This window comes from Ruegeria sp. BHSB056 (assembly GCF_059613305.1).
In genome coordinates, this window is record NZ_JBXWSG010000034.1 from 1 (window position 1) to 13,200 (window position 13,200).

The following is a 13,200-nucleotide window of genomic DNA, read 5'->3' on the forward strand; positions in this document are numbered from 1 at the left end:
GTGAGAACTTTGCGACTGAGATCCTTGTTTCATGTCCCGTTTCCTGATTGTTCCGGTCGCTCTGGCCTTTGGTTTGCTGCTTTGGTTCTGGGGCAGCGGTGGGTTTGACAGTCTGGCAGGTTGGGCTGCCGGAGAGCAGCGGGACTTTCAGAACCAGATCGCGCGGTCCCTGCGTGCCGCGCGCGCGGAACAGCCTCAGGCGGTGGCCACGCTTCTGACCGTCTGTTTCGCCTACGGGTTCTTTCATGCTGTGGGTCCGGGCCACGGGAAGGTTTTGATAGGGGGCTACGGTTTGGGTCGGCGTGTCGCCTTCTGGCGGTTGTCGGCGATCAGTGTATTGTCCAGCCTTGGTCAGGCGGTAACGGCGGTTGTGCTGGTCTACGCGGGGGTGCTGGTCTTTCAGATGTCCCGCGAAAGCCTAGTTGGGACGACCGAACAGGTGATGGCTCCGATCAGCTACGGAGCCATTGCGTTGATTGGGCTTTGGTTGGTCGTACGGGCTGTGCGCAATTTCGCAGGGCAACGAAAAAAGCATGTCCCTTTCGATCACACCCATCAGCACCATCATGATGACGGAGCCTGTGCGGAGTGTGGTCATCGTCATGGTCCAACCGCGGACGAGGTCGCGAATGTGGGCACGTTGCGCGAAGCCCTGATCCTGATCGCAGGCATAGCAGCTCGGCCTTGTACCGGTGCCTTGTTTGTACTGATTCTGACGTGGCAAATGGGCATCGCCATGGTGGGGATCGCGGGTGCTTTCGCCATGGCGCTTGGCACGGCGACTGTGACTACGCTGGTCGGGTGGACGTCTTTTGGTCTGCGCGGCGGGCTGCTGGCTTCGGCGTCGGCCACGCGCTTTGCGTCGGTTCTGGCACCCTCCATCGAACTGGTGGCGGGGCTTGTCATTGCGGTGATTGCAGGCGGGTTGCTTCTGCGCGCGGTTTAGATCAGTCGAACACCGGTTCCGGGTATCCGACCCGCGCCAGATACAGCCCGTGCGGCGGACACACCGGCCCGCAGGCAGCGCGGTCGGCGGCTTTCAAAGCCTCACGCACATCTTCCGGGGTCCACGCTCCGGCGCCCACACGTTCCAGCGTTCCGACGAAACTGCGCACCTGATTGTGCAAAAACGACCGGGCGCGCACGTGGAAATGAACCTCGGGGGCGGAAAAGCCCTCGACCCATTCAACGCGCAGTTCATCAAGGGTTTTGACCGGGCTGGCCGCCTGACAGATCGACGACCGGAACGTAGTGAAATCATGCCGACCCAGCAGCATGTTTGCGCCTTCCTGCATGGCGTCAACATTCAGCTGGTGGCTAATCTGCCAGACCTGTCCCCGGTCGTGGGTTGCGGGCGCCCGGCGCATCAGGATGCGGAACAGATATTGCCGTTCAACCGCTGAAAACCGCGCGTGCCAATCCTTGGTCACGGGGGCGGCCTTTACGATGGCCACTGGGAGAGGCTTGAGGTGATAGTTCAGCGCCTCAGACAGGCGGAACGGGTCCCATTCCTTTGCCATGTCGCAGTGGGCAACCTGCCCCAGAGCGTGAACGCCGGCGTCCGTGCGCCCCGCTGCAGCAATCGTATGCGAACCCGGTTGAATGCGGGACAGGGCCTGTTCGATGGCACCTTGCACCGACGGCTGATCCTTTTGCCGCTGCCATCCGGCAAACGGTTCCCCCTGGTATTCAACTTTCAACGCATATCTGGGCATGTGCCGCTGGTACAGCGCAGCGCAGGATCGGGCAAGGGGGCGAAAGCGCTGGTATGTGCCGCGACCGCTACCTATCTTGGGTAAAAGGAAAATTGCGGGGCGGCGGATTGGTCATCTCTTCACTGGCAGACAGTCTTGCGCGTGGCGTCGAAAGTATCGGCGACAGCGTGTCCGAGACATTTTTCGAGCCGGTCATCCGTTTGGGTGTCACCGGGCTGGCACGATCCGGCAAAACAGTATTCATCACTTCGTTGGTTACCAATCTGCTGGATCGGGGCCGTATGACCGGGCTGGTTGCGCAGCAGGAGGGGCGAATCAATGCCGCCTTTCTGCAACCCCAACCGGATGACACTGTGCCCCGGTTCGATTATGAATCGCACCTGTCTGCCCTGACGGGACCGACACCGCACTGGCCAGACAGCACGCGTGCGGTGTCTGAATTGCGTTTGTCCTTCAAGGCCCGTCCCGCCGGGCTGCTTGCCGGGTTGCAAGGGCCGCGCACGGTCCATCTGGATATCGTCGATTATCCCGGAGAATGGCTGCTGGATCTGGCCTTGCTGGACAAGTCTTACGCAGACTGGTCTCAGGAAACACTGGCACGGATTAAGACCCGCGCAGCGGCTGCCGCATATCTGGCGCTGGTCCAAGATACAGACCCGTCGGTAGGGCACGACGAACCTGCCGCACAAGCTCTGGCCGCGTCGTTCACCGCCTACCTCAACGCAGCGCGCGATGCCGGGTTTTACGACTGTACCCCCGGACGATTCCTGTTGCCGGGTGATCTGGCGGGATCTCCGGTTCTGACCTTTGCACCGTTGGCAATCACTGGCCCGTCGCGGCGCAGGACCCTTCAGCGCGAGATGGAACGGCGGTTCGAAGCTTATAAGTCTCAGGTCGTGAAACCGTTTTTTCGGGATCACTTCTCGCGGATTGACCGGCAGGTGGTTCTGGTTGACGCGCTGGGCGCAATTCACAAGGGTCCTCAGGCCGTTGAAGATATGCGCCGCGCGATGGCGGATATCCTGTCGGCTTTTCGTCCGGGCCGGAACGCATGGCTGAGCCAGCTTTTGCTGGGTAAAAAGGTCGAACGCATCCTGTTTGCTGCGACAAAAGCGGACCACCTGCACCACACGCAGCATCCCCGCCTGACCGCAATTATCGAGGCTTTGACGCGCGAGGCACGCGATCGTGCGAATTTCGCTGGGGCCCGGACTGCGGCCCTGTCTCTGGCCTCGTTACGTGCAACGACCGAAGAGATACGCAGCCATGACGGAACCGACCTGCCATGCGTGCGTGGTACTTTGTTAGGCAGCGGCAAACAGGCCGCTTTTTATCCCGGAGAATTGCCCGAGAATCCGGCGCATCTGTTGGGTCCGGCGCGAAAAGGGGCGGAGAGTTGGTTGAACGAAGACTATGGGTTCATGGCCTTTGCCCCGGCAAAACTAACCTTGAAACCTGGTGACGGCCCCCCGCATATTCGACTGGATCGTGCGGCGCAGTTCCTGATCGGAGACAGATTGTGATCGCGACACTGCGCCCCGCACGCACCACGGATGCCGGTACAATCGGTATGATCTTGCACGGCTTCGCTTTGGAAAACGACTGGATGCCCAAATTGCACAGCTGTGCTGAAACCATCGCCTTTTGCGGCCGGATGATTGATCAGGACTGGGTCACTGTGGCCGAGGCCGAGACAGGCGTGGTCGGGTTTCTGGCGCTGAATGGGGGTGAAATTCATTCACTTTATCTGGATGCGCAAGCTCGGGGGCAGGGGATCGGTCAGCAATTGCTGGATCACGCGAAATCATGCCAGCGGCGGTTGGGCTTGTACGCGTTTCAGAATAATTCCCGTGCCTGTCGGTTCTATGAGCGAAACGGCTTTGCCGAAGTGGCACGCAGCGATGGGGCGGAAAACGACGAAAAGCTACCGGACATTAGGTTTGTCTGGCACAGAAAGGATGCGACAAATGGCTAAAGGTCCGGTTCTGATCAATCTTGACGATGATGAACCCGCTGCTGATGTCGCGCAGGCTGTACCGGTGCCGGATATTGTGCCGCCTCAAGGACAGGCGATGCAAAGCGCGGCCCGGCTGGCGGCCCGCAAACCTTCGGCCCTTGCGCGCTGGTTCTGGGGGCTTGCGCTTTCGGTGGTCGGGGCCGCCATATCGGTGGCCGCCTGGGATTTTGCAACCTCTCTGGTGGCGCGGACGCCTGTATTGGGTTGGATCGTTGTCGGACTGTTGGCTGCATTGGTTCTGGTGGTTGTGATCATCGCGCTGCGCGAACTCGCGGCTTTGGGGCGGTTGTCCCGTGTTGATGGGATGCGCCGTGCAGCGGATATTGCATTGGCTGATGAAGACCTGGCTCAGGCGCGTGCTGTCACACATCGCATCATTGCATTCTACAAAGGGCGCGAGGATACCTGCTGGGGTCGCGAGCGGTTGTCCGAGCGTATGGGGGAACAGTTCGACGCCGAGGCGCTTTTGAACCTTGCCGAGGATGAATTGTTGGCCCCGCTCGACGCCGTCGCCAGCCGTGAGGTTGAGGCCGCCGCGCGGCAGGTTGCCACCGTGACCGCTCTGGTCCCTCTGGCACTGGCGGATGTTGTAACGGCTCTGGCCGCGTCCCTGCGGATGATCCGTCGCATTGCGGAAATCTACGGGGGGCGGGCCGGCACGTTGGGAAGCTGGCGTCTGACCCGTGCCGTCTTTGTGCATCTGATCGCAACAGGCGCGGTGGCCGTTGGTGACGATCTGCTGGAACCTGTTCTGGGCGGATCTGTTCTCAGCAAATTGTCCCGACGGTTCGGAGAAGGTCTGGTTAACGGTGCACTCAGCGCCCGAGTGGGTGTGGCCGCGATGGAGGTCTGCCGCCCCTTACCGTTCTCTAAGCGCCACAAACCTTCCACACGAGGCATCATTAAACGGGCCTTGCAGGGTCTGTTCTCCAAGGGTTGATCCAGAGCAAAGCGTCGGACCACACCCTTCTGCACTCTACCTGTGAAAAATAGGAGCAAACCATGACGGATCACGGTCACAGTCCGCAGGAAATTGCCGACCGGATCAACGCTCCGCCTGGGCGCGGTGTGTTACGCGACGTTGTGTATGGCGGCATTGATGGTTCCGTCACCACGTTTGCCATTGTTGCCGGTGTCGCGGGGGCGGGTCTTTCCCCGTTTGTTATCGTGGCACTTGGTTTGGCAAACGTTCTGGCGGACGGGTTTTCAATGGCTGCCGGGAATTACTCGGGCACCAAGGCCGAACTGGACAACATACGGCGCATTCGGGCGATCGAGGAACGCCACATCGCACTCTACCCCGACGGCGAGCGCGAGGAGGTCCGTGAAATTCTGTCACAAAAAGGGTTGTCAGGGGAAATTCTGAACGAAGCTACCACCGCGATCACATCGAGCCACGAACATTGGGTCAACCTGATGATCGAGGGTGAATATGGGCTGGGCAGTGTCGACCCGCATCCGATGAAAGCCGCGTTGGCCACGTTTTTCGCGTTCCTTGTGGCCGGGATGATCCCGCTGTTGCCGTTTTTGGCGTCGGTGGAGAACGCTTTTGAGATGTCGGTCTGGATGACCATGGGGGTCTTCTTTGCGATTGGTGCGTTCAAAAGCCGGTGGTCGTTAGCGCCCTGGTGGCGGTCAGGTATCGAAACGCTGTTGATCGGTGGTCTGGCGGCACTGATCGCGTATCTCGTCGGGTCTCTGTTCCATCCATAAATGTCGCAGCTCGGTGGTCGCGACTGGTCAAACCTACCCGGATAGGTAGAGTAGTGCAAGACGGGTGCAAAGGCCGATGGCAGATCACGAGCTTTCTGGAAAGAGCGTATTGGTTCTGGGTGCTTATGGGTTCATTGGCGCCGCCGTCACGCGGGCGTTGTCAGCCGCAGGTGCCAGAGTTCAGGGCATGGGGCGCAATCTTGAGCAAGGGGCAAAGGTCCTGCCTGGGGTCTCGCTGAAACAGGGCGACTTGCGTGAACTTTTGCACAAGGACGATTGGCGGGACCTGCTGGCCGAGGTCCATGTCGTGGTGAATTGCGCGGGCGCTTTGCAGGATAACGCGCAGGACAACCTTGAAGCGGTGCACCATACGGCGATCACAGCCCTTGCAGGGGCCTGCGCGGATCGGGGCATAAGCGTTGTTCAGATCTCGGCCATCGGGGCAGAGCCGGACGCGAGCACGCATTTCTTGCGCAGCAAGGCACGTGGAGATGCCGCTTTGCATGCATCAGGCGTAACACTTTGGATCTTGAAGCCGGGGCTTGTTATCGGACAAACGGATTATGGGGGAACGGCGTTGCTGCGAATGCTGGCTGCTGTTCCTTTTATTCAACCGCTGGCTTACCCCGATACACCCGTTCAATGCATCGGGATGCCCGATCTGTGCGACGTCGTGATTGCTGCCGTTGCCGGTCGCCTACCGCAGGGTGATTACGATCTGGTCGAGGATACCCCCCCGCATAGTTTGTCGGACGTTGTGCGCTGCACGCGACAGTGGCTTGGGTTTCCTGCCGCGCGCTTTCATGTAATCCTGCCGCCTGTCCCGACAAAAGCCGTTGCGGCCATTGCGGACTTTCTGGCCCTGTTGGGTTGGCGTTCTCCGCTGCGCAGCACGGCGATGACGGTCATGGCGGATGGCGTGGTCGGCGACCCTGGCCCATATCGTGCAGCGGCCGGGCGCGGAATTGCCGCCTTGCCTGAGGTCTACGCCATGCTGCCTTGCGCGCGCGAGCATCGGTTGACCGCGCGGATGGCGCTATTGATGCCGCTGATCGTTGCAACACTCAGCCTGTTCTGGTTGCTGTCGGGCCTGTTTGGTCTGGCGGGTTTGTCTGCGGCTTCGGGTATGCTGGTCGAAGCAGGGTGGTCATCCGCCTTGGCGGTGACCAGCGTTGTGTTCTGGTCTCTGATCGACATAGCGCTGGGTCTGGCCATCCTGTGGCGCCGATGGGCGGCGCGGGCCTGTGTGGCGCAGTTGACTGTGGCCATATTCTACCTGATTGCCGCTTCGGTCACGATGCCAGACTTGTGGTTGGACCCGCTGGGGCCGCTGGTGAAAATCCTGCCCGCGATGATCCTGTCGCTTGTGGCGTTGCCCTTGTTTGAGAGCCGTTGATGGACCCTGAACTGATCTTGCGATGGCTGCATGTCATCGGTGCATGTGTGCTGCTGGGAACCGGGGCAGGGATCGCCTTTTTCATGCTGATGGCGCACCGGACAAACGACCCGCGCGTCATCGCCCATACGGCGGGTATCGTGGTACTGGCCGACCTTCTGTTCACCACGACCGCTGTCATCCTGCAACCAGTGACCGGAGCTCTGCTTGCCTGGCAGATCGGGTGGTCTTTGGGCGAAGGATGGATCGTGTTGACTCTGGTGCTTTATGTTTTGACGGGCTTGTTCTGGTTGCCGGTGGTTTGGGTTCAAATCCGGTTGCGCGACCACGCGCGAACGGCGGCAGAGCGGGGAACGCAACTGCCACCGGAGTATCACCGCTTGTTTCGGTTCTGGTTCGCCTGCGGGGTTCCGGCGTTTCTGGCGGTTTTGACTATCCTGTGGCTGATGATCGCCCGTCCGGCGATTTCGGTACTTTAGACTTTGTCACGGCTTTCCTGACTGTTGCTGACCGACAGCACAAGATAGCTTGGCCGAAATTACGGATCGGAGAGACTCGGTTGGAAACGTTGCTTGTTCTCATTGGCCTGGTTGTTCTGGCCATCCCGGTGACATTGATTGCACTTCTGGTCGGGCATTCCCGATTGCGTCGCCGGGTCGAACAACTGGAAGCGCAGATCAATGCGTTGGTGTCGGGCGATGCGCTTGCATCGCTGCAACCGGAACAGGATGCACCTGCACCGCAACCTATGGCAGAGGAACAGGTTCACAGCCCGGGGCCGTGGGACGTGCCAAAGCGACAGGAAGACGAAAGCGCCGAAGATGTAGACACCGAGGCCGCTACGCCTGCAATTGTATTTCGCCATGACAGGTTTGCCGCGCTGGGCGCGTGGCTGCATGAGAACTGGTTTTACGCGGTCTCAGCACTGTCGCTGGCATTGGCCGGTATTTTCCTCGTGCAATATGGCGTTGAGAACGGATTGTTACCTCCGGCGGCCCGCGTTTTCGCCGCGCTTGGCTTCGGCTCGGTTTTGATTATCGGGGGTGAGGTTCTGCGCCGCAGGTTCGGGGATGACGAAGCGGTGGCCACTGCCTATTTGCCATCGGTCTTTTCTGGGGCCGGCCTTGTTACCTTGTTCGGCGCCATCCTGTCTGCGCGGCAGCTTTATGGCCTGATCGGGGCCGAGACGGCCTTGGCAGGAATGGTTGTCATCGCGCTTGTTGGGCTTGTTCTGGGGTGGTTCCACGGCCCGCTGCTGGCTGCGGTTGGACTGATCGGAGCTTTTGCAGCTCCCTTTCTGGTTGGAGGCGCATCTGACGATCCATCGTGGCTCTATGCCTATTTTCTTTTGGTTGCCGTTTTGGGGCTGGGTATCGACACGATGCGGCGCTGGGCGTGGATTTCGGTTCTGACGTTGGTCGGGGTATATGCGGCAAACCTGCTTTTGGTCAGTGGCGCTCCGAATACGGAACCGGGATATCTGGTCGCGACAACAGTGCTTGCACTTCTGGCGACGGCCATTCCGGTGCGGCGCGTTTGGCCCGATCATGCAGGGCGCATGATGTCTCAGGTGATCCGCAATCCCAGAACCCGCCCGTGGCCCGAGTTTCCAACTCGGCTCGCCGCCGGAGCGATTGCGGCCAGTGCCGCGATCCTGTCCTGGCATTGGGCAGACTCAGCGGCTGAATTCTGGTTGGGTGTCTGCCTGCTGTCCGTCCTGCTTCTGGCACTGCTTTTGTGGGCCAAGGATGCGCCTGCGTTACAGGATCTGACCGTCCTGCCTGCGACGGGCCTTGTGTTTTTTGTTGCCTCTCACGGCCTGGAATACGGCGCAGTTCTGCGCAGTTTCACCGACACCTATGCCGAGACACCCGAGGCCGACTTTCCGATGGCAGCCACCGCGCTGGTTGCTTTGGGCGCGCTCATGTCGATTTTGATGGCATGGCGGTCATTCAGGGCAAACCAGTATAGTGCAATCTGGGCCGGGGGCGCTGTAATTCTTGCACCAGCGCTGGCTATCGCTTTGGAATTGGGCTGGCGTCCTGCCACGGTTATCGGTGCGTACGCCTGGGCCCTGCACGCGATTGTCCTGGCAATTCTGATGGTGGTTCTGGCCGGGCGTTGTGGTCGCGCCGATGGCGACGACCGGATGCGGGCTGCTCTGGCCACGTTGTCCGCGTTGTCTTGTCTGGTCTTTGCTTGCGTCATCGTGCTCAGCTCGGCCGCGCTGACGATTGCGCTGGTGGCCAGCATCGTCGCAGCAGCAGCCTTGGATCGCAGGTTCACCTTGCCGCAGATGAGTTGGTTTATCTGGGCCGGTGTCTTTACCGTCACGGTGCGCTTGGTGCTTGACCCGGGTCTGGACTGGGCCAATGCGGCCCCGGTGCCCGAAATGGCGATGGTCTATGGTGCGGCCACGTTGGGTTTCGTGGCTGGCTGGTGGCTGTTGCGTCCCTTGCAGCGGCCGGTTGCAGCGCTGTTGCTGGAAAGCGCGGCATGGGCGACGGGCGGCATTCTGCTGTCCCTGTTGCTACTTCGGTGGCTTGAAGGTTTCGGTGAAGGCGGGGCTGACAACAGCCATTGGGGTCTGGGCCTGCTGGCGGTCATCTGGCTGCTGCTGGCCTTCGCTCAGGTTCAGAGGTTTGGGCTGGGTGGCAAGCTGAATTATGCGCGGTACGTGTTGGCGGCGTTCTTTGCCGGTCATGGCGTGTTCCGACTGACCCTGGCTTTGACCGACCAAAACCCGCTTCTGAACCCCAACGCCGACCCGGTGCTTGGCCCACCGGTTCTGAACACCCTTGTCCTTGCCTATCTGGTGCCTGCACTGACCATCGGATTCTCGGCATGGCGGATCATGGACATGCCAAAGCAGATCAGGCTGGCAAGCTATGCCATTGCGGGTGCGTTGGTTGCCGTGTGGTTCGGGTTGACCATCCGCCATTTCTGGCAGGGCGCAGCAGGCATGTTTGAAGGCAACGGCGTCACGCAGCCCGAGCTTTATACATATACCCTTGTTCTGCTGCTGGTCGGGGCGGCGCTGTTCTACCAATCTCTGGCACGTGGTTCGGATGCGATGCGCAAGGCGGGGCTGGTGGTGATAGGGCTGGCTGTGGCCAAGGTCTTTCTGATCGATATTGCCGGTTTGGGCGGGCTGATCCGCGTGTTCTCACTGCTGGCGCTGGGGCTTGGGTTGGCCGGTCTGGCATGGTTGAATCGCTGGGCCAAGCTGCGCCATTCGCCGCATGGGCCGGAACCTCTGGACCATTGAAGGCAGGCGTCTTATAAGCGCGGCCATGTATGACCGGACAGCCATCATTATTCGAATTATATCCCCGGCGCTCTGACCCTCTGAGACGCCGGGCAAAGGTGTTTGAGAATTCGCACCGACCGCTTCGATCCTAGTACGACCAGATCATCCAAAGGACGCTCAAAATGTGCGCCGACACGACCCAAACGCCTGACTATAAAGACACGCTGAACCTGCCCAAAACCGATTTCCCCATGCGCGCGGGCCTGCCTGCACGCGAACCCGCATGGCTGGAGCGGTGGGAGACCATCGGTGTCTATGACCGCCTGCGCGAGAAAACGGGGCGCAAACCCTTTACTCTGCACGACGGCCCCCCCTATGCGAATGGCCACCTGCATATCGGCCACGCACTGAACAAGACGATCAAGGACATGATCGTGCGCTCCCATCAGATGATGGGCTTTGACGCGCGTTACGTGCCCGGTTGGGACTGCCACGGCCTGCCGATCGAATGGAAGATCGAAGAACAGTACCGCAAGAAAGGCAAGAACAAGGACGAGGTGAACATCGTCGATTTCCGTCAGGAATGCCGCAAGTTCGCCGAAGGCTGGATCGACATCCAGCGGGAAGAGTTCAAGCGCCTGGGCATCACCGGCAACTGGCCTGATCCCTACATCACGATGGACTTCCATGCCGAGGCCGTAATTGCCGACGAGTTCATGAAATTCCTGATGAACGGCACGCTGTATCAGGGCTCGAAACCCGTGATGTGGTCGCCCATCGAGAAGACAGCGCTGGCCGAGGCCGAGGTCGAGTATCACGACAAGGAAAGCTTTACCATCTGGGTGAAGTTCAAGGTCGTGAACGCGGGTGATCTGGATGATGCGTTCGTCGTAATCTGGACCACCACTCCCTGGACTATGCCGTCGAACAAGGCGGTCGTGTATGGCAAAGACATCTCCTACGGCCTGTACGAAGTCACCGGCGTGCCGGACGAGTGTTGGGCCAATGTGGGTGACAAATTCCTGCTGGCTGACAATTTGGCCGCAGATGTGTTGGGTCGTGCCCGTCTGAACGACGATCAGTGGACCCGTGTACGCGGTGTCGCCACCGATGAACTTGAAGGTGTTCAACTGACCCACCCGCTGGCCGGTGCCGAAGGTGGCAATGGCGAATGGGACGACATCCGCGATTTTCGCGCTGCTGAGTTTGTGACCGATACCGAAGGGACCGGCTTTGTTCACTGTGCACCGTCACATGGTATGGAGGAATTCGAACTCTACCGCGATTTGGGCATGTTGGAGCAGGTCATCACTTACAACGTGATGGATGATGGTTCGTTCCGCGCTGATCTGCCGTTCTTTGGTGGCAAATACATCCTGTCCCGCAAGGGTGGTGAGGGTGACGCGAACAAAGTTGTCATCGACAAGCTGGCCGAGGTCGGCGGGCTGCTGGCGCGCGGCAAGATCAAGCACAGCTATCCGCATTCATGGCGCTCGAAGGCGCCGATCATCTATCGCAACACGCCGCAGTGGTTTGCATCCGTTGACCGCAAGCTGGACGACGGCATGGGTGAGATGGGGGACACCATCCGCGAACGTGCGCTGCGCTCCATCGACGAACTGGTGAAGTGGACGCCGCAGACGGGGCGCAACCGCCTCTATTCGATGATCGAAGCGCGCCCGGACTGGGTTCTGTCGCGCCAACGCGCCTGGGGCGTGCCGCTGACCTGTTTCACCAAGAAAGGTGCCTTGCCCACCGACGCGGATTACCTTCTGCGCAACGCAGACCTGAACGCGCGCATCAAGGCGGCGTTTGAGAAAGACGGCGCCGATATCTGGTACACCGACGGGTTCAAAGAGAAAATTCTCGACGGCATCGCCAACCCCGATGACTACGATCAGGTGTTTGACGTGCTGGATGTGTGGTTCGATTCTGGTTCGACCCACGCCTTTGTTTTGCGCGACCGCGAAGATGGGACCGAGGACGGTATCGCCGACGTCTACATGGAAGGCACCGACCAGCACCGTGGTTGGTTCCATTCTTCCATGTTGCAGGCCTGCGGCACCAAAGGCCGCGCGCCTTATCGCAACGTCGTGACACATGGTTTCACGCTGGATGCCAAGGGCAACAAGATGTCCAAATCGCTGGGCAACACCATCGTACCGGAAGAGGTCGTCAAGCAGTACGGCGCCGATATCCTGCGTCTGTGGGTGGCACAGACCGACTATACCGCCGATCAGCGGATCGGGCCGGAGATCCTGAAAGGCACTGCCGACAGTTATCGCCGTCTGCGCAACACTATGCGGTTCATGCTGGGCTCGCTGGCGGATTTCACCGAGGCCGATCGCGTCGCGCCCGAAGATATGCCGCGTCTGGAACGCTGGGTGCTCAGCCGGCTGGCGGAATTGGATGAGCAGGTGCGCAAGGGTTATGCGTCTTTTGATTTCCAGGGCGTATTCAGTGCGGTCTTTACCTTTGCCACGGTTGATCTGTCGTCCTTCTATTTCGACGTTCGCAAGGATGCTCTTTATTGTGACGGCGACACGCCGCGCCGTCGTGCTGCGCGGACGGTGTTGGATATCCTGTTCCATCGCCTGACCACGTGGCTGGCACCGGTTCTGGTTTTCACCATGGAAGAGGTCTGGCTGGAGCGCTTTCCGGGCGACGATAGCTCGGTCCACTTGGTCGACTTCCCGGAAACGCCTGCGGATTGGCGCGATGCCGAGCTTGAGGCCAACATGGCAAAGGTGCGCCGAGTGCGCCGGGCCGTGACTGCCGCGCTGGAAATCCAGCGCCAGGACAAGGTGATCGGCTCAAGCCTCGAAGCGGCCCCGATCGTGCATGTCGATGATGGCGATACCCGCGATCTGCTGGCCACGTTCGACGTGGACGACATGTGCATCACCTCGGGCCTGACCGTGACCGGCGACCCGGCCCCTGCCGAGGCGTTCCGTGTGCCCGAAATCGAAGGCGTGGCCGTCGTGTTCGAAAAAGCAGAAGGCGAGAAATGTCAGCGCTGTTGGAAAATCCTTCCTGACGTGGGCCGCCACGCCCATGTCGGAGTTTGCCGACGCTGCGATGAGGCGCTAAGCTGATTGAAACCGCCCTC

The 13,200-nt window shown here is 60.2% G+C and carries 10 protein-coding genes; 9 read left to right on the forward strand and 1 reads right to left on the reverse strand.

What is annotated here, in order from left to right:
* Positions 1–31 precede the first annotated feature (31 nt).
* Complete coding sequence (locus AC2FND_RS10395) at positions 32–946, forward strand: nickel/cobalt transporter (protein ID WP_496769565.1); 915 nt, start codon at positions 32–34, stop codon at positions 944–946.
* 1 nt (position 947) lies between these two features.
* Here the strand turns inward: AC2FND_RS10395 and truA are convergent, their stop codons facing one another.
* A complete protein-coding gene (gene truA / locus AC2FND_RS10400) occupies positions 948–1,715 on the reverse strand; it encodes a tRNA pseudouridine(38-40) synthase TruA (protein WP_480920307.1) in 768 nt (255 codons plus the stop codon).
* A gap of 107 nt (positions 1,716–1,822) precedes the next feature.
* On the opposite strand from truA, the gene AC2FND_RS10405 reads away from it, so the two are divergent.
* From AC2FND_RS10405 to ileS, 8 genes are all read left to right on the forward strand, one after another.
* A complete protein-coding gene (locus AC2FND_RS10405; RefSeq protein WP_496769568.1) occupies positions 1,823–3,238 on the forward strand; it encodes a YcjX family GTP-binding protein in 1,416 nt (471 codons plus the stop codon).
* Positions 3,235–3,690, forward strand: coding sequence for a GNAT family N-acetyltransferase (locus tag AC2FND_RS10410; RefSeq protein WP_209505463.1), 456 nt, complete (start codon positions 3,235–3,237; stop codon positions 3,688–3,690). Before AC2FND_RS10405 ends, AC2FND_RS10410 begins: the two co-directional genes overlap by 4 nt.
* Positions 3,683–4,672 (forward strand): YcjF family protein, encoded by a 990-nt coding sequence (locus AC2FND_RS10415; RefSeq protein ID WP_496769570.1) that lies wholly within the window; start codon positions 3,683–3,685, stop codon positions 4,670–4,672. The genes AC2FND_RS10410 and AC2FND_RS10415 overlap by 8 nt, the downstream gene beginning before the upstream one ends.
* A 62-nt stretch (positions 4,673–4,734) precedes the next feature.
* Positions 4,735–5,445, forward strand: a complete 711-nt coding sequence (locus AC2FND_RS10420; protein ID WP_209505467.1) for a VIT1/CCC1 transporter family protein — start codon at positions 4,735–4,737, stop codon at positions 5,443–5,445.
* A gap of 76 nt (positions 5,446–5,521) precedes the next feature.
* The gene (locus AC2FND_RS10425) at positions 5,522–6,841 is read left to right on the forward strand and encodes an SDR family oxidoreductase (protein WP_496769572.1); all 1,320 of its coding nucleotides are present in this window, start codon (positions 5,522–5,524) and stop codon (positions 6,839–6,841) included.
* A complete protein-coding gene (locus AC2FND_RS10430) occupies positions 6,841–7,320 on the forward strand; it encodes a DUF2269 family protein (protein ID WP_496769574.1) in 480 nt (159 codons plus the stop codon). Before AC2FND_RS10425 ends, AC2FND_RS10430 begins: the two co-directional genes overlap by 1 nt.
* Before the next feature lie 80 nt (positions 7,321–7,400).
* Positions 7,401–10,109, forward strand: a complete 2,709-nt coding sequence (locus AC2FND_RS10435; protein ID WP_496769576.1) for a DUF2339 domain-containing protein — start codon at positions 7,401–7,403, stop codon at positions 10,107–10,109.
* Between the two features lie 164 nt (positions 10,110–10,273).
* A complete protein-coding gene (gene ileS, locus AC2FND_RS10440; protein WP_496769578.1) occupies positions 10,274–13,186 on the forward strand; it encodes an isoleucine--tRNA ligase in 2,913 nt (970 codons plus the stop codon).
* Positions 13,187–13,200 lie beyond the last annotated feature (14 nt).

Excerpts from the sequence above, each read along its gene's own strand:
- AC2FND_RS10395 (WP_496769565.1), top strand. The coding sequence starts at position 32 with ATGTCCCGTTTCCTGATTGTTCCGGTCGCTCTGGCCTTTGGTTTGCTG.
- truA (WP_480920307.1), bottom strand. The coding sequence starts at position 1,715 with ATGCCCAGATATGCGTTGAAAGTTGAATACCAGGGGGAACCGTTTGCC.
- AC2FND_RS10415 (WP_496769570.1), top strand. The coding sequence starts at position 3,683 with ATGGCTAAAGGTCCGGTTCTGATCAATCTTGACGATGATGAACCCGCT.
- AC2FND_RS10420 (WP_209505467.1), top strand. The coding sequence starts at position 4,735 with ATGACGGATCACGGTCACAGTCCGCAGGAAATTGCCGACCGGATCAAC.
- AC2FND_RS10425 (WP_496769572.1), top strand. The coding sequence starts at position 5,522 with ATGGCAGATCACGAGCTTTCTGGAAAGAGCGTATTGGTTCTGGGTGCT.
- AC2FND_RS10430 (WP_496769574.1), top strand. The coding sequence starts at position 6,841 with ATGGACCCTGAACTGATCTTGCGATGGCTGCATGTCATCGGTGCATGT.
- ileS (WP_496769578.1), top strand. The coding sequence starts at position 10,274 with ATGTGCGCCGACACGACCCAAACGCCTGACTATAAAGACACGCTGAAC.